Annotated in this window: 22 protein-coding genes, 2 CRISPR repeat arrays and 1 riboswitch; of the genes, 14 read left to right on the top strand and 8 right to left on the bottom strand. The window is 34.3% G+C overall.

Annotated features, from left to right (window positions below; genetic code table 11):
* Window positions 1-34 precede the first annotated feature (34 nt).
* The 6 genes from cyaY to ACGH47_RS02605 form a co-directional block, all read right to left on the bottom strand.
* A complete protein-coding gene (gene cyaY / locus ACGH47_RS02630; RefSeq protein WP_411622640.1) occupies window positions 35-343 on the bottom strand; it encodes an iron donor protein CyaY in 309 nt (102 codons plus the stop codon).
* A 98-nt stretch (window positions 344-441) separates the two neighbouring features.
* On the bottom strand, window positions 442-957 hold the full coding sequence (locus tag ACGH47_RS02625) for a surface-adhesin E family protein (protein ID WP_267351411.1): 516 nt from the start codon (window positions 955-957) through the stop codon (window positions 442-444).
* Between the two features lie 19 nt (window positions 958-976).
* Window positions 977-1747 carry a hypothetical protein gene (locus ACGH47_RS02620; protein ID WP_411622639.1) on the bottom strand — a complete coding sequence of 257 codons (771 nt, stop codon included), beginning with the start codon at window positions 1745-1747 and terminating at the stop codon, window positions 977-979.
* Between the two features lie 71 nt (window positions 1748-1818).
* On the bottom strand, window positions 1819-2454 hold the full coding sequence (locus tag ACGH47_RS02615; protein WP_411622638.1) for a thiamine diphosphokinase: 636 nt from the start codon (window positions 2452-2454) through the stop codon (window positions 1819-1821).
* A 25-nt stretch (window positions 2455-2479) separates the two neighbouring features.
* Window positions 2480-2944 (bottom strand): ribosomal protein S18-alanine N-acetyltransferase, encoded by a 465-nt coding sequence (rimI, locus tag ACGH47_RS02610; protein ID WP_267351416.1) that lies wholly within the window; start codon window positions 2942-2944, stop codon window positions 2480-2482.
* Window positions 2913-3329, bottom strand: coding sequence for a DNA polymerase III subunit psi (locus tag ACGH47_RS02605; protein ID WP_267351418.1), 417 nt, complete (start codon window positions 3327-3329; stop codon window positions 2913-2915). The genes rimI and ACGH47_RS02605 overlap by 32 nt, the downstream gene beginning before the upstream one ends.
* Window positions 3330-3407: 78 nt before the next feature.
* Between ACGH47_RS02605 and rsmC the strand changes: the two genes are divergently transcribed.
* Window positions 3408-4448, top strand: coding sequence for a 16S rRNA (guanine(1207)-N(2))-methyltransferase RsmC (gene rsmC, locus ACGH47_RS02600; RefSeq protein WP_267351420.1), 1041 nt, complete (start codon window positions 3408-3410; stop codon window positions 4446-4448).
* Between the two features lie 90 nt (window positions 4449-4538).
* Here rsmC and hemN read toward each other — a convergent pair whose 3' ends face one another.
* Both hemN and yihI read right to left on the bottom strand, forming a co-directional pair.
* Window positions 4539-5942, bottom strand: a complete 1404-nt coding sequence (gene hemN, locus ACGH47_RS02595) for an oxygen-independent coproporphyrinogen III oxidase (RefSeq protein ID WP_411622636.1) — start codon at window positions 5940-5942, stop codon at window positions 4539-4541.
* A gap of 280 nt (window positions 5943-6222) precedes the next feature.
* Window positions 6223-6711, bottom strand: a complete 489-nt coding sequence (yihI, locus tag ACGH47_RS02590; protein ID WP_267361281.1) for a Der GTPase-activating protein YihI — start codon at window positions 6709-6711, stop codon at window positions 6223-6225.
* A gap of 167 nt (window positions 6712-6878) precedes the next feature.
* On the opposite strand from yihI, the gene coaA reads away from it, so the two are divergent.
* The 13 genes from coaA to ACGH47_RS02525 all read left to right on the top strand — a co-directional run bounded on the left by coaA (window position 6879) and on the right by ACGH47_RS02525 (window position 24371).
* The gene (coaA, locus tag ACGH47_RS02585) at window positions 6879-7817 is read left to right on the top strand and encodes a type I pantothenate kinase (RefSeq protein WP_267351425.1); all 939 of its coding nucleotides are present in this window, start codon (window positions 6879-6881) and stop codon (window positions 7815-7817) included.
* A 17-nt stretch (window positions 7818-7834) separates the two neighbouring features.
* Window positions 7835-8272 carry a DUF1090 domain-containing protein gene (locus ACGH47_RS02580; RefSeq protein WP_267361285.1) on the top strand — a complete coding sequence of 146 codons (438 nt, stop codon included), beginning with the start codon at window positions 7835-7837 and terminating at the stop codon, window positions 8270-8272.
* A gap of 241 nt (window positions 8273-8513) precedes the next feature.
* Window positions 8514-8558: riboswitch (PreQ1 riboswitch) on the top strand.
* A gap of 2 nt (window positions 8559-8560) precedes the next feature.
* Window positions 8561-9034, top strand: coding sequence for a preQ(1) synthase (gene queF, locus ACGH47_RS02575; RefSeq protein WP_220216824.1), 474 nt, complete (start codon window positions 8561-8563; stop codon window positions 9032-9034).
* A gap of 27 nt (window positions 9035-9061) precedes the next feature.
* On the top strand, window positions 9062-9721 hold the full coding sequence (gene queC, locus ACGH47_RS02570) for a 7-cyano-7-deazaguanine synthase QueC (RefSeq protein ID WP_411622634.1): 660 nt from the start codon (window positions 9062-9064) through the stop codon (window positions 9719-9721).
* Window positions 9722-9918: 197 nt separating this feature from the next.
* Entirely contained in the window at window positions 9919-10602 is a 684-nt protein-coding gene (locus ACGH47_RS02565; protein ID WP_411597258.1) for a 7-cyano-7-deazaguanine/7-aminomethyl-7-deazaguanine transporter, read from the top strand.
* Window positions 10603-10871: 269 nt separating this feature from the next.
* Window positions 10872-15971, top strand: a complete 5100-nt coding sequence (locus tag ACGH47_RS02560) for an MG2 domain-containing protein (RefSeq protein ID WP_411622633.1) — start codon at window positions 10872-10874, stop codon at window positions 15969-15971.
* Window positions 15972-16146: 175 nt separating this feature from the next.
* Window positions 16147-18378, top strand: coding sequence for a penicillin-binding protein 1C (pbpC, locus tag ACGH47_RS02555; RefSeq protein ID WP_411622631.1), 2232 nt, complete (start codon window positions 16147-16149; stop codon window positions 18376-18378).
* Between the two features lie 15 nt (window positions 18379-18393).
* Window positions 18394-18846, top strand: a complete 453-nt coding sequence (ndk, locus tag ACGH47_RS02550) for a nucleoside-diphosphate kinase (RefSeq protein WP_411622630.1) — start codon at window positions 18394-18396, stop codon at window positions 18844-18846.
* Window positions 18847-19021: 175 nt separating this feature from the next.
* Window positions 19022-19531, top strand: a complete 510-nt coding sequence (locus tag ACGH47_RS02545) for a hypothetical protein (RefSeq protein ID WP_411622629.1) — start codon at window positions 19022-19024, stop codon at window positions 19529-19531.
* Between the two features lie 583 nt (window positions 19532-20114).
* Window positions 20115-20509: a CRISPR direct-repeat array (repeat unit 29 nt; unit sequence GTGTTCCCTGTATACACAGGGATAAACCG).
* A 123-nt stretch (window positions 20510-20632) separates the two neighbouring features.
* Window positions 20633-20806, top strand: coding sequence for a type II toxin-antitoxin system HicA family toxin (locus ACGH47_RS02540; RefSeq protein ID WP_267361297.1), 174 nt, complete (start codon window positions 20633-20635; stop codon window positions 20804-20806).
* 61 nt (window positions 20807-20867) lie between these two features.
* The gene (locus ACGH47_RS02535; RefSeq protein ID WP_411598771.1) at window positions 20868-21281 is read left to right on the top strand and encodes a type II toxin-antitoxin system HicB family antitoxin; all 414 of its coding nucleotides are present in this window, start codon (window positions 20868-20870) and stop codon (window positions 21279-21281) included.
* A gap of 424 nt (window positions 21282-21705) precedes the next feature.
* Window positions 21706-22410 (top strand): OB-fold protein, encoded by a 705-nt coding sequence (locus ACGH47_RS02530; RefSeq protein WP_411622628.1) that lies wholly within the window; start codon window positions 21706-21708, stop codon window positions 22408-22410.
* Between the two features lie 455 nt (window positions 22411-22865).
* Window positions 22866-23932: direct repeats of the CRISPR family, unit length 29 nt; unit sequence GTGTTCCCTATACACATAGGGATAAACCG.
* Window positions 23933-24068: 136 nt separating this feature from the next.
* The gene (locus tag ACGH47_RS02525; protein WP_411622626.1) at window positions 24069-24371 is read left to right on the top strand and encodes a helix-turn-helix domain-containing protein; all 303 of its coding nucleotides are present in this window, start codon (window positions 24069-24071) and stop codon (window positions 24369-24371) included.
* The last annotated feature ends 764 nt before the right edge of the window (window positions 24372-25135 follow it).

Genomic DNA, 25135 nt, shown 5'->3' with positions numbered 1-25135 from the left:
TATTGTAGGATCCCTTTTTTAACTGCTTATTTAATTAGCTTGCTTGTTCTTTTACTGCTTCAGAAAAAATCGTGTCAAAGGTTTGATCACTTCGGTTACATATCCACTGCTGATCATGATAATCAAAATGATAACCCTGTTTTGAGGTTGCTAACCAAACTTGATAAAGCGGCTCTTGAGTATTGACAATGATTTTGCTGCCATTTGGAAAGCTGATTGTAATCACATTACCATTAGTTTCATAATCAATATCGACATCATGTTCTTGAGCGAAGTTATCTAAAAAAAGTTCAACACTATTAAATAATTGTTCTGTTAGAATGTGAAATTGCGTAATATTCATTTCATTGTCATCAATTCGTTAAAAATAATGCCAGAATATTAGCATAAACGCCTATTCTTCGCTACCGTACGCCTAAATGCAATGCACAAAGTTCTTGACTAATTCACAAGGGGTAACGAGCAGGCTATAACCAGTAACACCCGCATATCAGTTCCTGGATTGGTTGCAACCCAACGGTTTACTAACTGATTTTCAGAAATCAATTTACCGTCACCAAAATAGTTTGCATAAATTTGTATCTTGCCTTCGGCAATTTCCATTTTATCGCAATTCGCAAATTCTTGGATAACCATTGAATGATAAGGTACTTTATTCCCATTAATCTGTTCATAGTTAAGAGAAGGTATATAATTAGTTACTTTATTAAATTGACGAATGTTTTTATTATACGGATGCAATCTGACCGAATTTTTATCTATAAAAGTGTAACCGACCGAATCTCTTTCATAACTTTTATTGATTGAAATAAATTGCTCTCCAATACTGGCGTCTTTTAATTTTTGATACTCTTTATTAAAGTCAACTTTATTTACCTCCGTTTTATTTTTTGTTACTCCCTGAAGGCTTAGTACAGAAAAAGAAAAAAGAAATAACAGTATTCCTAATTTTTTCATTAAATTTCATCTCCATTTTTTAATTATTTTTTAAGCTTTGGTTAGGCTTAACTTGAGGTTGAAATTGTCTTTTTTGTTCTATTTCTTTCTGTTTATTATCTAGTTTTAACTTCTGTTTACGTTCAAGTTCCATTTTTTTCAAAATTGGTTTTATATCTGGTCTTGTAACATAAAGAATCTGTTTGTCTACATCACCTTGAATCGAGCACGACACCAAGCTTTGTTTGTCAGAAATCGGTTCTAAATAAAGTGATTTTTCAATAGTGCCAATTTTAGGAAGCACACCGTCTATAGAATAAGGATTATCCTGCCAATTAGGAGAATGAGATTGGGTATCATAAATTTTAGTATTTGCAGTATAAATTTGTGCATTGAATTTAGACCAATGGAGAGTATCTAATGCGTTTTTTACATCGTCAATGGCATTATCAACAATAAATCCCCAGTAATAAAATTGGCCTGATGCGGTGGTAGTAAGGTAGACATTTTGATAACCCGAAATGGTTAACCCACGATATTGAAACGGTTTTTTAAACATCACTTTGTTTTTATCATGACTTTCGATAGATTCGACAGGAATATAGGTCACATTATCGGCAGTGGCTAAGTCAACATATTGATTAAAATCATCTTTGTATAAAGCGAGTTGCTTAAAAAATTGATTATCACATGCTAAAAAAGCTTTCATTATTTTGTCAGTTTTATTGATATCTTGTTGATTTTGAGCAGAAAAAGCCATGCAAGATATCAATAATGTACTCACAAGCACAGAAAGTTTTTTTAAAAGCATGGTGATGTCCTTTTGGTAATCTTTTTATTAAAAAAGTATAATGATATTGTAAATTATTGTAAATCACGCCGTCAATGTTTACTACTAAAATCTTCAATGAAAATGATTAAATTACCTTGTTGAAAAGTAATTTTAACTAAATCTGATATGGCTTTATTGCGTACGCTAATAAATTTTCCAAAAGTGAGCGTTTGATTGACTAAAGGATACTGCACGCCTGTAATGGTCAAGTCCGTCACTTCACAAAATGGCATAAAAGAAACTATATGATTGTTGATATTAACGATTTCTTGATACTTTTTGGCAAAAAAGAAGTGGCCGTAATTATCATAAAAAGTGATTTGATATTGTGAATGATACTGCAACGCTACCGATAAATTACCTAAAAAATGGTCGCTAGCATGTCCAGTTGCCCCATAAATATCAAAGTGTTGAATCCCTTTATCTGCTAAAAAAATGATAGCTTTCTCAAAGTCAGTTTTATTTTGATCGGGAGTTTGTATTATTTGGATTTTGTCTGGCACAGCCATAGTGTGATGGTAACTGTCTAAATCGCCAATAATAAAATCCGGTATGATAGCGGTTAAGGCTAAGTAATTATGATAAGCGCCGTCAGTACAAGCAACATAATGATAGCCGGTTAAATCACTTGGAAAGTGATGCGGCGGTTCACCATTGACAAAAAGTAGAGCCCGATTAGCTATCATTGATTATTCCTTCTGTAATTTATCGTTATGATAAAGTTAATGTGTAAGCCATAATAATTGCATCTTCGTGTTTGCCATTGGTTGTTGGATAATAGTTTTTCCTAACGGTAATTTGGTTAAAACCAAGGGAATGATAAAGTTCGATTGCGGGTGTATTTGATCTTCTTACTTCTAACCACAATGTGGAAATCGCAATCGGGTGATCGATGCTAGTCAGGTGATCAATTAAATGATTCAGTAACGCCTTAGCAAGCCCTTGTTGTCGGTATTTTGGATGAATAGCGATATTGAACAAATTAGCTTCGTCAGCAACCATTTGACAAATACAAAAACCAACTATACGGTTATCGATAGTCAATTTAAGATTGTAATAATGATCGCCTTGATTTGAATAGAACGTCTGCTTTGACCAAGGAATCAAGTGGCATTGTTGTTCTAACTCAAAAGCATCGGGTAAATCATTGTCGGTCAGGGTGGAAATAGTTTTCATATTCGCATAATTGTTGCCAAAGTTGGCGTTTTTGTTGTGGAGCTTTAGCTAAAGAAATTAAATCCGTTGTTTGAATCGTTAATGCACGTTTCCAAGATTCATCAGGATTTATGTCAATAAACCATATAACCTTATCAATATCATCGGAGGGGATGATTAATTGTGAAGGCGTTAAAAAAAGTACCTGCTCTTGATTAAGGCGAATGGCATTTAAAATATCAAAATAAATTTTTTGCGTGGGTTTATGCTCAGCGACAACAATTAAACGAATTTCATCGTCAATATGGTTTACCACTTCACCTTTAAAAACATTTGCTTTACGCAACACATATTGCGTAATATTGCATTGTTGTAAGTACCAATCACGTTGTGACATTATCGACATTCGGTTTTTATTAGAGATTAAAGATGGTTAATTGTATAATCATCGCATCAATTTATAAAGGTTTTTCATTGAGGCATTATGGCAACATCCGCTTTTACTCCTGCAAGTCAAGTACTTGAACGTCATCAAACATTTTTTAGCGATAAAAAAGTTATTATTGCTGGTGATATTCAAGATAGTTATCCTATTGTTATTGCGGCTAATCAAGTTAAAATTCATTGTTCACAATTTCATACCTATTTGCGTCTAAAAAATAGTCGCAAGGGCACTGAAATCGATTTTTCTCTTCTGCCTGATAAAGATTTTTATAACGGCATGAATACGTTAATCTATTATTGGCCAAAAACAAAAAGCGAAGCCCAATTTCAGCTCTCTTATCTATTAAATAATATGCCAAAAGATAGTGATATCTTTATTGTTGGTGAAAATCGAACGGGGGTGAAAAGTGTTGAGTCGCTTCTCGCTGATTTTGGTGTCATCCAAAAAATTGACAGCGCAAGGCGTTGTGGTTTGTATCATTTTCAAGCTGAAAGTCGTTTGGCATTTGATCTTAGTGAATGGTGGTTAAATTATCATTTATCCATTGAAGATCAAGATATTGAGATTAAGAGTTTACCGGGCGTGTTTAGTCAAAAAGGATTAGATGCCGGAAGTGAACTGCTATTAAATGCGTTAGTTGATCATGCTGATATTATTAAAGGTAATGTATTAGATGTAGGATGCGGAGCAGGGGTGTTATCAACCGTGTTGGGTAAATTGTATCCTGAAATCAATCTTACTTTGTCTGATGTTAGCGTTGCTGCCATTGAATCAAGTAAAGCTACGTTAATTGCCAATCATATTGATGCAACAGTTGTTGCCAGCGATGTATTTTCAAATATTAATGATAAATATCATCTTATTGTGTCTAACCCCCCTTTTCATGACGGTAAAGAAACCAGTTATACGGCAGTAAACACACTGATTAAAGAAGCGAAAAAACACTTGAAACTAAATGGTTACCTTTGTATTGTGGCAAACTCATTTTTACCTTATCAAGCTATTTTAGACGAAACCTTCAAAAGTGTTGAAGTCATTGCACAAACAACTAAATTTAGAGTTTATTTAGCTTGTCATTAACTGATAATTCCACACAAGCAAAAAAGTTACGGTTTTTACCGTAACTTTGCCCTTTAATACATCATCGAAAGAGGGCGGTTTGACTAGTGACTAAATCACCCTTGAAAACTGCTGTTGCCGTGCTTGTTGTCTCATATAGCTATCAAAACACATGCAAATATTACGGATAAGCAAATGACCTTTAGGATTAACGATAATGGCATCGTCTGTTACTGTGACTAATCCATCTTTGACTAATGGGTCAAGCAAGGTTAAATCTTCGGCAAAATAGTGATCGAATCGGATTTGATACTGCTGTTCAATCGCTTGTTTATCTAAATAGAAATGACAAATAAGCTGTTTTATCACATCACGACGAATTTTATCATCTTCCTTTAAGGAAAACCCTTTCCATAAACCATTACCACTTAATTCAACTTGTTGTTGATAAAGTTTAAGATCTTTCTGATTTTGTGCATAACTATCACCCAGCATACTAATTGCTGATACGCCAAGTCCTAATAAATCCGCCTCCCCTTGGGTAGTATAACCTTGGAAATTTCGATGTAATTTATTTTGCTGCTGGGCAATTGCCAGTTCGTCAGTCGGTTTTGCAAAATGATCCATACCAATAAAGCGATACCCTGCTTGGGTTAACTTTTGAATACTGGTCTGTAAAATCTGTAATTTTGCATGAGCATTAGGTAAATCGTGGTCTTTAATTTTGCGTTGTGCTGCAAAACGGCTAGGTAAATGGGCATAATTAAAGACACTTAAACGATCGGGTGAGATATCAATCACTTTATCCAATGTTTCGGTAAAACTGTCAACCGTTTGTTTAGGTAATCCATAAATAAGATCTAAACTAATTGAATGAAAACGGTTTTTTCTTGCTTGAAGGATCAAGGATCGAATGAGTTGTTCATCTTGTTCACGATTAATTAAATACTGAATTTCATGATTAAAATCCTGAATCCCCATACTTAATCGATTAAAGCCCAAATTGGCTAGATGATCGATAGTTTGTGGGGTAATTTCCCTTGGATCGATTTCGATTGAAAGTTCAGCGTGGGTATCAAAATGGAAGTGCTTTTTTAACGAGGTAATAAGTCGAGTAATCTCGTCATGCGTTAAAAAAGTCGGTGTACCGCCTCCCCAATGCATTTGAGTGACGGTGCGATCTTTAAATAACTGAGAACGTGAAGCTATTTCCCGTTCCAGTATATCTAAGTATTGGGTGACTTTTTGGGTTTGTCGGGTAACCAGTTTATTACACCCACAAAAATAACAAAGTTTATGGCAAAATGGGATATGAACATAAAGCGATAAAGGTCTATCCGCAAAGCGGGTGGCGGACAAGATAAAGTCTTGTTGGCTAAAATTTTCATTAAACTCTAACGCAGTAGGATAAGAAGTATAGCGTGGGCCTGAATAATTGTATTTTTCAATTAAACTTTGATCCCACAATTGTGCTTCTGCTAAGCTATTATTTTCGTCTAATTTTGTCTTTGACATGACTTTTTCCATGACCTTTTAAAATCGTTTTCTGTTTTGCCTTAACACGAAATTTAATCCGATTCGTTTTTCGAAGATAGAGTAAAGTACAAATAAATAGTCCAATATATAAACTAAGCATGATTAACATAGGCATAATGATTGGCTCTCATTATTAAATATTTGATTGTACATTCAGTCGACGGAACAGATTGATGTTGATATTTTAACAGCCAAACTATCACAAATTCATTGCATTATATATCACAATAAATTAATGTAAATTTGTTCAGATATGACGTCAATTACGTTTCAATAAACTTACAATATCTTCTTGTTTCTCTTCTTCATCTTCAAAATCATCAACACTATAACCGAGTTGCTGCATCAATTCATCGATACGATTTAATTTAGTATCGAGATATGTTTGTTGCTCTTTTGTTAATTGGCTTCCACTTTCGACTAAATCAAGTAATTGCTCTAATTTAGGATCGTTTTCCAGTTGTTCCAATTCTTGCTCGGGTGATAAAACTAATTTTTGCGTTTTCGGTTGTTTGATTTTATTGGTCGATTTCACTGATTCATCTGCAATTAACGAAATCGGTTTTTTACTACCAATGCGCGGATCTTTAACGGTTTTAGTAGTTGGTTTATTTTTTTTGGTTTCATTATTGAAACGAGAACCACTTGGTAAGCCTTTATGTTTGCGTTTTCGCTTGAGTGCCCAAGATTCTTCATTAATCTCTTGACGGGTTTTTTTCGGTTTTTGTTTCGATTTGGTTTTTAACATATAATCTCTGTTTAATATTAGGACAAATATTTATTTAGGCTATTTTATCAGTAAGTCTTCAATATAGCTACGATCATGCATTAATGCTAATTTATGATTGTAAAAGTTAAGATTTATGTATAATCTTAACCCAATCAATTTAAATAGATGGAATTTGAGAACACGACATGATGAAAAATCATCTTAGTCCTTATATGCAGTTTAGCCGCCAAGAATGGGCTAGTTTGCGTAATGCTGAACCCATGACATTAACCCCTGAGGAACTCACCTCATTGCAAGGAATTAATGAAGATTTGTCCATAGATGAAGTCAGCGAAATTTACTTACCCTTATCCCGATTGCTCAACTATTATATTAATAATAGTTTTAGCCGTCAGGCTGTTCTTGCCAAATTTTTAGGTAAAACCCAAAAAATCCCTTACGTTATCGGTATAGCAGGGAGTGTAGCAGTAGGTAAAAGTACAACTGCACGCGTTTTACAAGCACTATTAAGTCGTTGGCCTGAACATCGAAAAGTTGCATTAGTCACCACGGATGGTTTTTTATATCCTAATAAATATCTTGAAGAGCGTGGAATAATGAACAAAAAAGGCTTTCCACAATCTTATGATATTAAAAGGTTGATCAATTTTGTTGCTGATGTAAAATCAGGTCAATCTCAAGTTAAAGCACCCGTCTATTCACATCTGGTTTATGATATTGTTGATAATGAAGAAATCGTTATAGATAGTCCTGATATTCTCATTTTAGAAGGATTAAACGTATTACAAGGAACCTTAAATTTTACACAAAATACCAACCGAGTCTTTGTTTCGGATTATGTTGATTTTTCGATCTATGTTGATGCGGATTTGTCGCTTCTACATGATTGGTATGTGAATCGTTTTTTAAAATTTCGAGCTGGCGCCTTTAGTGATCCTAACTCATATTTTAATCACTATTCACAACTTCCAGAGCAAGAAGCGATAAATATCGCTAATCGTCTTTGGCGAGAAATCAATGAATTAAATTTGATCGAAAACATTTTACCGACAAGAGAGCGAGCAAGTTTAATATTAACGAAAGGCAAAAACCATAAAGTCGATTGTGTTCAATTAAGAAAATAAACTTAAGAGGAATTATTATGAAATCAACAATTAAGTCGTCTGTAAGTAAATTAACACTGCTTTCTTTTTTAACAACCCTTACATTAGGTGTTTGTGCCGCAAACGTTGATGATCATGAAGGGCAAACCTGTGCCGGCAAAAAAGAGGCAATTGAAGCACAAATTACTGAAGCCCAAAAAACAGATAATGTTGAACGTGTTCAAGGATTAGAAAAAGCATTGTTAAATGTCAAAATGCATTGTAAAGATGATAATTTAGAAGCCGAATACAAAAAGAATATTACTGATAAGACTGAAAAAGTGGCAGAAAGACAAAAAGATTTAGCAGAGGCAAAACTCAAGGGTGATAACCAAAAAATTGCCGAAAAAACCGCAAAATTAAATGATGCTGAAAAAGAACTTGCGGAAGCTAAAGATAAATTGGACAACTTTTACAAAGCAGTGAAATCGAAGTAAATCTTAGTTTTTAGCTTTTATTAAGATTATCCTCCAAATTTGTCATCATCAAAATAGTGATAACATTGTGAGTTATCCCGTTGATGATGACAACTTTCTTATTCAACACGCATTGCTATTGTTTAACCAAAATGACCCAATTTTCAAGCAAATTAAGTTAACTTAGCGTTTAACGCCGTTATGCTAAGTGATTAAGCAATAGGCTAGACTTTTATCACAAAAAAAGGTAAGGTGTGCGCCTTATCACGTGGTTCGTAAACCTCCCACGCAAAAAAACTAAGGAAAATTATGAGTAACGTTACACTGCTAGGCGATCAGTCTGTTCGCTATCCTACAACTTATTGTCCAGAAATTCTGGAAACCTTTGATAATAAACATCCTGGTAATGACTATTTTGTAAAATTCAATTGCCCAGAATTTACTAGTCTTTGTCCTATCACCGGTCAACCTGATTTTGCAACGATCTACATTTCGTATGTACCGAATATCAAAATGGTCGAAAGTAAATCACTTAAGCTTTATATGTTCAGCTTCCGTAATCATGGTGATTATCATGAAGATTGCATTAATATCATCATGAAAGATCTGATTAAATTAATGGATCCCAAATACATCGAAGTCTGGGGTAAGTTTACGCCTCGAGGTGGTATTTCTATTGATCCTTATGCTAATTACGGTAAACCCGGTACTCACTGGGAACAAATTGCGCTTAATCGTTTAGCTAATCACGATCTTTATCCTGAAAAAGTCGATAATCGCTAATCTCATCAGCCTAACAGGAATTTTTTAATGCAACATCGTAAAGCACTTGTGATATTTTCGGGTGGGCAAGATTCGACCACTTGCCTGCTGCAAGCCATTGCTGATTATGGACGTGAAAACGTTGAAACAATCAGCTTTCAATACGGTCAACGACATGCCATTGAGCTTGAAAAAGCCAAATGGATTGCTGACGATCTTGGTGTAAAGCAAACCCTCATTGATACTTCAGTGATCAAACAAACGACCAATAATGCCTTGATTGATGATTCACAAGAAATCAAAGCCGCTCAAGAAGGGAATTATCCGAATACCTTTGTTGACGGGCGTAATATGCTATTTTTATTGTTAGCGGGGTGTTATGCCAAACAACACGCTATTCAAGATATTATTATTGGCGTATGTGAAACTGATTTTAGTGGTTATCCGGATTGTCGAGATATCTTTATTAAATCCATGAATGTATCGATGAATTTAGCCTTGGATTACACGTTTAACATCATCACCCCTTTAATGTATCTGACTAAAGCGCAAACATGGGAAATGGCTGATAAACTCGGTTATCTTGATTATATTCGACAACACACTCACACTTGTTATTACGGGGTTGACGGCGGATGTGGTCAGTGCCCAAGTTGTGAGCTACGTGAAAAAGGGTTAAATCAATATTTATCCGATGTCACAACATAGTCGTGTCTGACGGTTAAATGAATGCAGGCAAATCATCAACAATTATTTTGTATAAAAAGTATTTTTGTATAACAAGTTAACAATATTAAATATCGATGTAATTAAATTCAGGTAATCCGACATTTTTAACCTTAATTACATTATTTTTATGTTAAACATCATGGGTTCTCTCACCCCATTCAAAAAAGGAAACGAATATGTATTTGAATATTCACTCAGACTCATTACAGAAAAAATTTACTCCAGCTCAGCAGCGTAAAGCACTTTGTTGGCTCTCTTTTTTTCATATCTTAGTTATTGCATCAAGCAATTATTTGGTACAAATCCCGTTTGATATCTTCGGTTTTCATACCACATGGGGAGCATTTACCTTTCCATTTATCTTTTTAACCACCGATTTAACCATTCGGGTATTTGGTGCCAGCCTTGCCAGAAAAATTATCTTTGTTGTCATGATACCGGCCTTACTGTTTTCTTATTCTATTTCGGTTGTATTTTTCGAAGGGCATTGGATGGGATTTTCAGCGTTGTGTGATTTTAACAGTTTTGTCTTTCGTATTGCATTAGCCAGTTTTGCTGCTTATTTGGTTGGGCAACTGATGGATATTACCGTGTTTAATTATTTACGAAAAAATAAAGCGTGGTGGGTTGCGCCTTCGGCGTCAGCGGTATTAGGTAATGGTATTGATACTATTGTCTTTTTTGCTATTGCCTTTTATCAAAGTAACGACGAATTTATGGCGAATCATTGGATCGAAATAGCCTCGATTGACTATAGCTTTAAAATTTTAATTTGTGGATTATTCTTCTTACCCCTTTATGGTGTTATTTTAAATTTTTTAATGAAAAGATTAATGACGTTAGATAGCGCCAATTCATAATTTTGTTCGCTTTTGTAACGAAGCGCCTTCCACTATTTACAAAACTCATTTATTTTCATGAATAAATGAGTTTTGTCTCTTCATCTAATGGCAATGGTTTCTATTAACAATATGTTTTAATAAAAGATAATTTTTTTATCAGACATACTCGAAGGAGTGGCATTGTCTTTAAAAACAACTTTTGCCAAACGTTTTTAGGCAGTGCATAATATAGATAATCAAAAAATGTTGATAATGTAATATTTGGAATAGAAAATAGGTGAAAAATAATGAGCTTTATTAAAGGGTTAAGCGTGTTGAGCTTAATTTTGGTTTTAATCGGTTGTGATAATAATAATAAATCTTCATCGATAGCTAATGAAAACAAAGATAGTCAGACAACAACTCAATCTGTCAATGACAATACTTCAAAGATTAATTCGAATCAAAATAATCAAACTCAAAGTATATTTACTGTTACTCCTGAGTTAAAAGAAAAATATAAAAATAACCCTTTTACTGTCCTTGATACCTCAGAAATGATACTTGATGGTTCGAGTACTTTAGTTGTTACGTTTTCTGTTCCGGTTAACCCTAAACTCAATTTTTCTAATCTTCTAAGACTTGTCGATAAGGAAAAAGGAACGGTTGATGGCGCATGGGAGCTTTCAAATAACGGTTTGGAATTAAGGCATCGATTCCTTGAACCGAATCGTAAGTTAACCTTGACCATTGATAAAATGCTATCTGCTATCAATGATAAGAGTTTATCCTCAGTGTATCAAATTGAAATTAATACCCAAAATCGTGAGCCTTTTATCGCTTTTTCAAGTAGTGGAGTATTATTACCCAGCAAATCCATGAATGGTTTACCGGTTACGACACTGAATATTGATAAAGTCGATATAAATTTTTATCGAATCAAACCAGAAAAGTTAGCTAAATTTATTACGAATTACGGATTTATAAACCATTATTATACTTGGCGTTCACAAAATTTTGAAGAATATATGGATTTATCTTTTTCTTCAAGGTTTGATCTCAATCCTACACCAAATACTCAAGAAACACTATTGCTGGATTTATCTAAGTTTTCAGAAATAAATAAAGAAGGCATTTATCTTGCAATAATGGATAAAGCTGGATCTTATAATGATGAATTGCCTGCCACATTATTTTCAATCAGTAATATTGGGATAGCTATTCATGCTTACAACAATGGTAAATTATTGGTGATGACTCATGGATTAGATAATGGCAAACCGTTACCAAACATAAATTTATCGCTACTTTGTGTTAACTCCTCAAATGACAACAATAATAATTGTAATACCCTTTCATTCCAAACGAATAATGAAGGTTTTGCTGAGATCACATTACCAGAAGGATCTAATTATTCTTTATTAACAGCCGATGATGGAAGCCAGACTTCATTTGTCACCATTAATCGTAATGCCCTAAATTTAACGGACTTTAATCTATCTGGTTCAACTTTTTATTCAAAACAATTATTTATTTTTGGGCCTCGCGATTTATATCGTCCCGGTGAAACGGTTTATTTTAACGCATTATTACGTGATGCTGATGGACAACAATTACCTGATCAACCAATCATGGTTGAGGTGCTCTCTTCTGACGATAATGTTATAGCAAGTGGTTACGTAAAAAAAGAACCAGACACGCATGGTTTATATCAAGTTGAGTTCACGATACCAAATGATGCGCCAACAGGTAAATGGTCACTTCGTATTAATGTCGGTGATGACAACTATCGTTTTTCTTATTTTAAAGTAGAAGAGTTCCTGCCAGAAAGAATGGCAATGGAAATCAAAGCGCCTTCTAATGAACCTATATCATTTGATCAAGACGTGGAATTTAGTATAAAAGGTTGGTATCTCTATGGTGCACCAGCTTCAGGGAATAAATTGAATGGTAGGAACTATTATAAAAATTTAAGAACTGTTCAGGGATTAAATGATTTTAAAATCGGAAATGTTCAAGGTGAAACAGATTATACTGAGTTGTCCGAAATTGATGAAACTTTGGATAATAATGGTAAAACAGAAATCAAGCTTAGTGCAGATCAGTGGGCTCGTGTAAAAAAACCTATTAGAATCGTGACAAATATAAGTTTATTGGATTCGGGTGGAAGACCAGTTACTCGTTATGCAACTCAAGATATTTGGCCAGCAAATCAACTTCCTGCTTTACGTACTTTATTTAGCGACGAACCTTATTACAATTGGCAGATGGATACTTATAGTGAGCGTCCAACTGTTGACATTGGCGCTTTAGCTGAGTTTGAAGTTGCTTACGTGAATAAGCAAGGTGAAAAACTTGCTACAAATAATTTAATAGCCCGTGTAGTGCGTGAGCGTCGAAATTATTATTGGTCTTGGTCTGATGGTAGTGGTTGGGAGCAACATTCAACTTTAAAAGAGTTTGTTGTTTCAGAAAATAGGATTTCCATTGATGAAAACGCCACAGCTAAAGTCAGCTATCAACCTGATGATTATGGGGCATATCGAATGGAAATTGTTGATCCAAATACCAATGTAGTAAGTAACATTCGTTTTTGGGCTGGCTATGACTGGGAAGATAATACTCAAGGTACAAATAATTTGCGTCCAGATCAGGTAAAATTGAGTATAGACAAAGCATTTTATTCGGTTGGTGATACAGCAAAAGTACACGTACAAGCGCCGGCTGCCGGTTCAGGTTACATATCACTTGAAACCAACGATGGAACATTATGGAAAAAAGAAATTACCGTTGACGATGAAGGTCTTGAAGTTGAAATCCCAATTAATGATTGGAAACGTCACGATATTTATATAAATGCAATGATTATCCGACCATCGACGAATGCTGAAGTACAAACGGTTAAACGGGCGGTTGGTCTACTTTATTTACCGTTAGACACGTCAAATCGTCAATTAAATATCACGATTGACGCACCGAATAAAACCGAGCCAGAAAAAACCATTCCAATTAAAATAAGAATGGATAAACAGGCAATTAATAAAGATCAGACCGTAACAGTTTTAGTTTCTGCGGTAGATGCAGGCGTGTTGAATATAACTAATTTCGCAACGCCCGATCCTTATACCTCATTTTTAGGACGTAAACGATATGATGTTGATCAGTATGACGTATATGGCAAGTTAATTGAGGCAAAAGGACGAAACATTAAAATGAGTTTTGGTGGTGATGCGGTAGCCGCAGGCGGTAAAAGACCATTAACGGAAGTAAACATCGTTGCTCAACAACTCAAAACGATCCAATTAAATGAAAATGGTGAAGGAATTGTTGAGTTAGCATTACCAAATTTTAATGGAGAATTACGTTTAATGGCGCAAGCATGGGATGACAACCGCTTTGGTAAAGCTGAGCAAGCGATGATTGTTGCTTCTCCTGTGATTGCTGAATTGTCTATTCCTCGATTCATATCAGGTGGAGATCGTGCTGAATTAGCATTAGATATCCATAATTTGACTGATACAACTCAAACCATGAAAATTGATGTCGCAACCTCAGGACTGGTTTATCAAACGGAATCGAAATCTATCAATCTTAAGCTTGATACAAAGCAGAAAAATATTATTCAAATCCCTATTATTGCTGATTACGGCTATGGTCAAGGAACCATAACAGTCACCGTAACAGGAATTAAATTGAATGATGGATCGGATTATAAAATCAACCGTTCATGGAAATTAGGAGTCAGACCTGCCTATTCTGCAACCTACAAAAGTTATGTTGAAGCAATTGATGCAGGTGAAAGTTGGATGCTATCCCCGTCTAATTTAGATAATTTAATTGATAATACTGTTAGCGCTCAATTAATTGTTTCTAATCAGCCACCGTTAAATGTTGCCCAATATATCAAAGAATTGTTTGCGTATCCTTATGGATGTCTGGAACAAACTACAAGTGGCTTATTTCCATCTTTATATGCTAATAGTGAACAGCTAGCTGCATTAGGCATCAAAACCGATTCGGATGAAGAACGTCGTCAAAATGTTCAATTAGGGATTTCTCGTATTTTATCAATGCAAAGAAGCAATGGTAGTTTTGGTCTTTGGAGTAGTGAAAGTAATGAGGAATATTGGCTTACTGTCTATGCCACTGATTTTCTACTTCAAGCTAAAGAACGAGGTTATCAAGTGAATGATAAAGCACTTAATTCAGCGATGACACGAATTGGAGAGTATATCTATTCCGCTTCAGTTCTTGATAACATGAGATATTATTATCAAAATTCAGATAGATATGATCATGTAGAGCTTTCGATAAAAGCTTATGCGTTAATGTTAATGGCAAAACAAGATAAAATTACTTCGATAATGCGTAATGAAATTAAAAATCTATCTCGAAAAATTATAGACAACAACATAGCGTTATCTCCACTACCTATAATGCAGTTAGCATTAACGGCAAAACTTACCGGTTATGAAGAATTATATCGAGCTTTGATGGAAGAAGTGAAAAATACAAATTACGAAAACGACATTAATTATTATGGTGATTACGGTAGTGAACTTCGTGATGACGCTTTAGTATTAGCGATTCTTGTTGAAAATAAAATTGGTACGAATTTGCAAACTGAATATCTATTTAAACTATCTGATTTATTAAGTGACAAACGTTATCTATCAACGCAAGAATTAAATTCACTGTTTATTGCGGGTTGGTCGTTAGAACAACGCAAAAGCACACAGAAGTTTAAAGTGGCAGTGAATAATGAAGTCAGTTCGGCTAGTGGTTCGTTTAAACGTAATTTTAATTTTAACGATATAAATCATGGATTAACTATCAGTAACCCACAAAATGATAAACCGCTATATATTAAATTAACCGTATCAGGTTATGCTAAAACAGCGCCTGCACCAACATCAAATGGGAACATCTTAAGGATCAGTCGAAGTTATTATGATATGAAAGGCAACCCTATTATTCCTACAGATGTAAAAGTGGGTACAATGATGCTTGTCATCTTAGATGTAAAATCGCGAGAAAGAATTCAAGATGCGTTAATTGTTGATTTCTTACCTGCTGGATTAGAATTGGAAAATCAAAATCTTATAGGCAGTAATGTCAGTTTAGATTCTATTCCTGGGTTAGCCAATTTACTCAATAATCAAGATAGTAGTCATATTCGTTATCAGCAATATCGTGATGATAGATACGTAGCGGCTGTTGATATCCAAAATTATATCGGCAGAAATTTGTACGGTGAACGTATGGCTTATTTAGTTAGAGCAGTGACGCCAGGTAGCTATATGGTGCCTTCACCATTTGTTGAATCAATGTATCGTCCGGAAAGATTTGCGATTGGTCAAACACTAGATATGATGACAATATTTCAACCTAAAATTAAAAATGATTAGTAGTATAAACTCATTAAATTAATAATCTTTAAAACATCCGCCAAATAAAATTGGCGGTGTTTTTTGTGTAAAAATCTCTGTTAACTCCTGAAATTAGATAATGACAATGAAGATAATAAAACGCCTTTTTAAACTTCTTATTTGGCTATTCATTTTCGGATTTTTTGGGTTAATTATGTTTCTCATCGCTGATTACCTTTTTCCCATATCAATTTCAAAAAATAAACCTACTCAAACAATAGTTGCGCAAGACGGAACACCCTTGTGGCGATTTGCTGATGAAAATGGTATTTGGCGTTATTCCGTAAAACTCGATGAAGTTCCTGATTATTATCTGGATGTTTTATTAAATTACGAAGATCGCTATTTTTATGAACATGTTGGGATAAACCCTTTTTCTTTGCTTCGTGCTGCTTGGCAAAATATCAATAATGATAGAATTATATCTGGTGGTAGTACAATATCAATGCAAGTTGCCAGATTACTCTATCCTCATGAACGAACGCTTTCAGGTAAATTAAAGCAAATATTTCGAACTTTACAACTTGAACTGCATTACAGTAAAAAAGAAATACTCACGCTATATATTAACCATGCTCCTTATGGGGGAACAATAGAAGGTATTGGGGCTGCGAGCTGGTCATATTTTGGTAAAAAACCCAGTGCGTTAACTCGTAGCGAAGCTGCTTTATTAGCGGTTTTACCCCAAGCGCCAAGCCGATTAAGACCGGATAAATATCCAGAGCGAGCCAAACAAGCACGCGACAAAGTCTTGGATCGCCTAGCAACATATCAAGTCTGGACACCAGCAATTATTGAGCAAGTTAAGCAAGATGAAGTGTGGGTACATCCTCGCAAATCCCCACAACTAGCACCATTGCTATCTTATCGTTTAAAGCAGCAATATCCTAATGATGAAATTATTCATTCAACTATTGATCCTTCACTTCAATATCATCTTGAAGATATGGTATTAAACCGCAAAAAACAGTTACCCCCTAAAACATCGCTTGCGATATTAGTTGTCGATCATACTGATATGACGGTGAAAGCATATTTAGGATCAGCGGATTTTAATGATAAAGAACGCTTTGGACAGATTGATATGATCAAAGCACTACGATCACCAGGCTCAACATTAAAACCCTTTATCTATGCTTTTGCGATTGATGATGGAATGATTCATTCTGAATCTTTACTGCAAGATGTGCCGCGTATAAGTACTGATTATCGACCCACTAATTTTGACGAAGATTTTAACGGACCCGTCAGCGCCTCAAATGCACTGCGAAAATCCCTTAATCTTCCGGCAGTACAGCTTATTGAACTCTATGGTCCAAAACGATTTGCAGCTAAACTTTTTAGCGTGGGGTTGCCATTGATTTCACAAGGCAACAATCCTAATATCGCTTATATTTTAGGTGGGGCTTCGTTAAGAATGGATAATTTAGTGAGTGCTTACAGTGCCTTTGCTCGACAAGGTGAAGTTAGCCCATTAAGATTTACTCAAAATGAACCTATCATTAATCAACCGTTTATTTCTGAGGGTAGTGCATGGATCACAAAACAAATGCTTATTAATAATAATCGCGTTTATTATAAAACAGGAACCAGCTATGGATATCGAGACGCATGGGCTGTCGGCATCAATCCTCGTTACTTAATTGGAGTATGGGTTGGTCGTCCTGACGGAACACCAGTAATAGGTCAATATGGTGCAATTACCGCTACCCCAATTTTGCAACAAGTAAACTCAATATTATTAAATAAAGAAAATCGAATTAATCGACCGTTACCAATTTCGGTTAAACCGGACTCGGTCACATCAGAAAAAATATGTTGGCCTACTGGACAAATATTACCTGTAACAGATGATAATTGTCACCGTCAAAAAACGGCTTGGGTATTAAATAACATGATTCCACCAACGCAAAATTCATTAAATGAACTTAAAACTATTTATCGCACTGGTTGGATAAATGTATGGATTAATGATCAAGGAAAACGTGTTGCGCCTGATTGTGCTGGTGCTCAGAAAAAAACAATAGCACTTTGGCCGATAGCACTGGAAAACTGGTTATTACCGAAAGAGCGAAGAAATTCACTTATTCCACCAATCGATAAAGATTGTCCTATAATGGAAAAAAATATTTTTTCTACATTAACAATTATCGGATTGAAAAACCAGCAATTTGTTAAATCGCTACCGGGACAAAATCAAATAAATATCGAACTGTTTGCCGAAGGTGGAGTGGGCGAAAAATGGTGGTTTCTAGATGGAGAACTTGTTGCCCAATCAACTGATAATGATAAAATCGCATTAACAATCGTGAAAAAAGGACAACATCGATTATTATTACTCGATGAAAGTGGACAAATAACACGAATCCAATTTACTTCAGATTAACAAGGATAACGCACAATGGCTATTGAACGTACTTTATCAATTATTAAACCCAATGCCATAAAAAAACATTTAATGGGCGAAATAGAAACTCGAATAACTCAAGCAAATCTTAATATCATTGCAATAAAAATGCTTAAATTGACCCAAACACAAGCAGAAGGTTTCTATGCCGAACATCAAGGAAAACCGTTTTTCAATAACTTAATTAAATTTATGATCTCTGGTCCGATTATAGTACAAGTATTAGAGGGTGAAAATGCTATCAAACGTTATCGTGATCTTATGGGCCCAACGGATTTATCAAAAGCCCCTGCAGGCACATTACGTGCAGATTTTGCTGACAACGTAACTGAAAATGCCGTTCATGGTTCTGACTCATTATCATCAGCTGAAAAAGAAATTGCCTATTTTTTTGTGGACAGTGAAATCTTCGGCAGCGACCATGTTTCCCCGCATACACAAAGATAAATCACCGATATAACCCAAATTACATAGCGTTAAAACAAAAATGATAAAACACCTTTTCTTATCTATTTTTTTATTTCTGGTAGGTAGTTATACAACAAATAGTGAAGCTAATAATCTAAAAAAGTTTTCAATAAACTTTATAGAAAAAAAAAGCAGCGCAGAAGAGTTCCGTCATATGAAAAAAATTTATGACCCAATGATTGAAAAAAATGATAAAAGATTCATAAAAACAGAATTATACCTAAAAGTGAACAATAAAACCTATGTAAATAATTTGAACGATAACGAATCCATGAAAATTCATGACTATTATGGTTATTGGAAGCCCTTGAATAAGGATATTATTACAGTTTCATCTTATGAAGATAGCGAGGTTAAAATTCAGGATAACAAAAATAATACCATTACTTTACAAGGAATACCCTATATAAATAAGGCAAAAACGCATTTTACTACCTTTTATTTAGATTATGAAGGATCAAAATCAATTATAGACTTATATAAGATTAAACATGATCATATAGAGCATAATTTTTGTTTCGAAACAGAAAAATGGATTATTTGGGATTTGGTTTGGAATGACAATATTCTATACATAAAAGTCACAGATACTATATGGAACGAAAAAGGTTCTTTTAGTACTGATTATAAATATAAAAAATTAATTATTGAGAAACTTAATTAACACCCCAATGAAAACAGTAAAAGCTATCTTATTATTACTTCTAAAAGCATAACACCTTCTATTAAAAGTCAAAAAATAATATAGATTGACCTTAAAATTTAGGGCATGTGACTAAATATACAAAACAAAAGGGTCATAGAGTATCGTAATCAAAAAAACTCGTTACAATAGTGTAATTGTTACCACAAGGAATATCCTTCTATAAATAATAATAATCTAGATGAGAAAACGCATATTTTAAGTGGGACATGAATGACTAGATTTCATTTAAAAAATAATAATATAAAAGGGCTCGATTACTACCCAGTAAAGAGATCATAAGCCAAAAATTTACACAGTTAAGCAGTGCCACAGAAAAAATGACTAAGGAATATGCCGATCAACTCACTATTGCGTGGTGCGAACAAAAATTATAGAAAAGAATGTCGTACAAAATTCCTTACAAATTACGCTTAACATGATGATAATATTATAAATTTAAGCCGATAATGCTTAATTATCAATTGCTTAAAAAAGCATCAAAAAATTTGGTAGATTTTTTCACCTTACTATTTTAATTAATAAACAATAAGTTATAATAAGGGTGTTCCCTGTATACACAGGGATAAACCGAATATGATGGCGGCAAATTAAGTCACGTTTACGTGTTCCCTGTATACACAGGGATAAACCGGAGATCGACCTCTGGGAGGTCTCGGTAGTTACGTTTTCCCTGTATACACAGGGATAAACCGCGATTAGAAAAACTTGGTTTGAGTGTTGCCGCGTGTTCCCTGTATACACAGGGATAAACCGCAGTGGGTTCAGCTGATGAGCTCAACGCCAAAGTGTTCCCTGTATACACAGGGATAAACCGGGGCTGACAATAAATCAACTAAATACAAAAATGTGTTCCCTGTATACATAGGGATAAACCGGGTACAAGCTGTCGATTGAAACTATCGAAATGGTGTTCCCTGTATACACAGGGATAAACCGAGAACATACGATTCGAAGTTTATTTATTAGATTAAAAAAATAAACATTTTTGATTACTTTTAATTGAAAAAATAAACATTTTTGTTTACTATGGTCTAATCTTAAATCAGCTCGAAATTAATTATGAAACATGCAGAGTTTTTAAGATGGCTAGTTGCTCAAGGAGTCGAAGTAAAGCAAGGTAGTAATCACCTAAAACTTTACTACCAAGGAAGGCGATCAACCATGCCAAGGCATCCAAATAAGGAATTAGCGAAAGGTACAATGATTGCGATTAGAAAGCAACTCAATCTTTAATAGATGCCCCGAAAGGGGCTATCTTGATAAGAGAATTCAACTTAAAAGCAAAGGAGGGGGTATGTTATATCCTGCAACATTAACCAATGAAGGGGATATGTATACAGTAACATTTAGAGATATACCAGAAGCAATAACCTGTGGTGATGACTTAAACGATGCTTTGAAAATGGCACGAGATGCATTGATTACAAGCATTGACTTTTACTTTGAAGATCATCGAAAAGTCCCATTACCCAGCAAGCAAAAAAAAGGTGAATATTTAATTGATTTACCAGTTAGTCTTTTTGCTAAAGTATTGTTGTTAAATGAAATGATTGAACAAAACATATCTAATGCTGAATTAGCTAAGAGGATCCACGTAAGACCTCAAGAAGTTCAGCGGATTGTTAACTTAGGACATTCAACAAAAATTGATACCATCAGCAAAGCGCTCTTTGCTCTTGGAAAACGTCTGGAATTAAACGTAACCTAAGGTAAAAAATTTAATTTAACGTAAATAAAAATCATTAAAATAAAAGCCCCTTAGTGGGTTTTTATTTTTTGCCTTATATATAAACTTTTATAAGGTTATAGCGACACTTATTATTTTTTATAAAATAAATGTTCCTTGTATAAACAGGGATAAACCACCAAATATAGTTATCTATCCAACCTAACCTAGGGTGAACTAAATCTGCCGACTATAGTTTTTTTACTTTACACTATAGGTCAAGCAAGCAAACCAACCAAACCAATAAAACGGTGACCAAACAATTGGATCAACAGACCATTACGATGACTTGTGTGATGTTAACTGACATGGTAAATACAAATTATATTATTGAAAAAATTTGAAAAGTTATATTTAATTTGTTAAGTTATGCTCATTATAAATTTTAAGTTACAGGAAATATCACATGAAAAAAGTAGTTTTTAGCGCCATCCTTGCTTGTATTGGTTTTAATGTCTCAGCAAATGAAAATGCAAAAAGGATCATTGAATTTTTAATAGAAGATGATATAGAGGTGTTCAGAGCGAATGGAAAATCAGGTTTTATGGATGCAATGCCAACGGTTAATGCTGCACAGCTAATTAAAGAATATGGTGATAACCAATATGTTTATGAAAAAAAATATGATAAAAATTTGGTTAATATTAAAACAGTTGCATCAGGAGTAAAAACCAGTTTGACTGGCGAACCTTATGTAGTAGCAAATGGAAAAAATCAATTTGAATATGTTTCGCTTGAATTAAAAAATAAAGATGATGCCATGAATATCAATAAAGGAACTAAGCTTGATATGATTTGTCTTGGCTCTAAAAATAATGTCATTTTTCCTTCGTTGAAAAGTTGCGTAACTGCTGATAGTTATTTCGATAAGTTCCTCAACTCAGTAATGAGCGATCTAGATAAATTAGATATAAATGATAAACCATCAAATAAACTTGAGGCTGTTTATTTAGCAATGTGGGAATTTGATAAGCAAAAACCAAATACATTAGAGAAATTTAAAACAGCTGAGGATTTTGAAAAAAATCAAGCAGATTTCATCGAAATTATGACAATTGCACAGACTAAAGCGAAGGATGGGGTCAAAAAATTTACATTACCAAAACCATAAAAAAGCCCTTTTAGGGCTTTTTTTCTATGCCAGTTACATGTTTTACGCAATTCAATAATAAACGTTACACCAATATTATGTAGAATAATAAAATATTAAACAAAACTAAACGATATTTTTCACTTAAATGATATCAACAAATGAATTGATATCAAATATTTACGGAAAGACCAATAAGATTAAATAATACAAAGATGTATGATGCACGGTAATTTGTTATTAACCTTTAACCAATCGATTACAGACATATGATGATTCCAAATTGGTTGGTAGACAAAAAAATTACAAGAATGTGTATCGTAAAAAGTCCCTTATAAATCATATTTAACAGTTTGATTAAATTATAAATTTAATCTGTTATTGCTCAATTCTTAATTGTTCAAAAAAGAATCAAAAAAATCGGTAGAATTTTACACCTCCCTATTTTAATTAATAAACAATAAGTTATAATAAGAGTGTTCCCTATACACATAGGGATAAACCGAGCGATTGTTAAAAAAAGCGAGAGGGAACGACGTGTTCCCTATACACATAGGGATAAACCGTGGACATGGTGGCAATAGACGAATGGAAAGGGGTGTTCCCTATACACATAGGGATAAACCGGGTATTATCCTGATTTTATGAGTGTTGGGGCGGTGTTCCCTATACACATAGGGATAAACCATCGAAAAGTTATATATAAATAACAAGTTGATCGTGTTCCCTATACACATAGGGATAAACCTCCCGTTATCACGAATTAATGACAAAAAAATTGGTGTTCCCTATACACATAGGGATAAACCGCGGTTGAGAGGTGGAGCAAACAGCGAGTAGGTCGTGTTCCCTATACACATAGGGATAAACCGGACAAAAACTCAATTTATTATTATCAGCTCCTGTGTTCCCTATACACATAGGGATAAACCGGATATTGACGGCCTAATCAATTTTATGTTGGTGTGTTCCCTATACACATAGGGATAAACCGCATCACATAACCTTTTTGTAAATATTGTTCATGTGTTCCCTATACACATAGGGATAAACCGGTGGGATGTATGTTGTTTTAAAGGGCGGGATAGTGTTCCCTATACACATAGGGATAAACCGTATTTGCACGCAACGAGATTAAACCTCTCCAGGTGTTCCCTATACACATAGGGATAAACCGCGACATAATTTGTTCTTTGATTCGTTTTTTTCGTGTTCCCTATACACATAGGGATAAACCGTTTTTGCGAAACGGAAAAGTTCGGGGCGAATCGTGTTCCCTATACACATAGGGATAAACCGCAGGAATTGCCAACGCAGGTTGATGAGTTTGGGTGTTCCCTATACACATAGGGATAAACCGGGTAAAATTAAATCACGGGTAATTGTCGCCGCGTGTTCCCTATACACATAGGGATAAACCGGATAGAACGGTAACGTTTAAAGTCGGGTTGGAGTGTTCCCTATACACATAGGGATAAACCGCTATGGAACTAAATTTATTTTGATAGCTCAGAGTGTTCCCTATATACATAGGGATAAACCGTTTTTGGTCGGCGTATCGGCTTTGCTATATAGCTGTTCCCTATAAACATAGGGATCCGCGTTTGTCAAAAAAACGAACAAAACGCCTGCTAATGCTCTAAAAATAGCCAGAACCCGACTACAGGAGATGATTGGAAATGACCACTAGAAAAAAACATAGCACAACATTCGAAGAACTCAAAAATAGGGTTTTAGCAAACCCCACAGCCCTAGCCGCGTATCGCGAATCCCAAAAAACGTGGAAATTGAGGGCATTTCTGATTAACGCGCGTGAACGCGCGGGGTTTACACAAACCGATTTGGCTGCACAGTTAGACGTGTCGCCGTCAAATATCAGTAGAATTGAAAACAACCCAGATCATGCCAATATAAAAACAATTTTTAAATATCTGGACGCGTGTAACGCGGACGTCGATTTTGTAATACCTGGCAACAAATAACGATCGTTTACAATAAGTTATACTAAATTATTAGTTACAGGTTATTGTCAATTAATTGAATTAATCATATAGTTAACAATTATTGATATTGCAAATTGTGATTGAGAATTGTTAATTGATGAAAGTGTTTGTTATAAATTTAAAAAGCGCTGTTGATGTGTTCCCTATAATAAACCGGATTCGCTGGAGCAGGACATAGCAAAAGCGGAGTGTTCCCTATATACATAGGGATAAACCAGGGATTTGTATTAGTAATATATACGATGACTTAAAAAAATGTTCCCTGTATACACAGGGATAAACCAAAACTTAATTGCGTTGTGTAAAGTGACCAACCTTAAATACAGGCAAAGTTTATCAGCTCAAAATAAAAGATTATTAAAAAGTTGAATCGTGTAATTGTGACAAAAAATAAAATTATTATTCCCCTTTGATTACCCATACTATTTAAATGGATGTTTTCTTGATTAAACTCGTATTTAAATATCTTTGTGATACATTTCTAAAAAAATGTATTTTGTAAGTATTATTATGTAAATTTTATGATAATATGATGAAAATAAATGCAGAGTTTTGTTATTAAAGTTAAGTAATAGAATATAAGGGAACAAGGTTATGAAAACAAAGGAGCAGTTGATAGACAGTTTGTCTTCTTTAGCAGGAAACTTATTAACTGGACATTCAGCACAAAATAATTATTCCCTTTCAATTGATGGTGTAGATTTACTGACAACAATATCAATATTATCACTTGAAGGTAAAGA

Origin of the sequence: Gilliamella sp. CG16, assembly GCF_046635785.1 — a bacterium.
Lineage (GTDB): Bacteria > Pseudomonadota > Gammaproteobacteria > Enterobacterales > Orbaceae > Gilliamella > Gilliamella apicola_I.
This window is presented reverse-complemented; position numbering and strand designations above follow the sequence as displayed.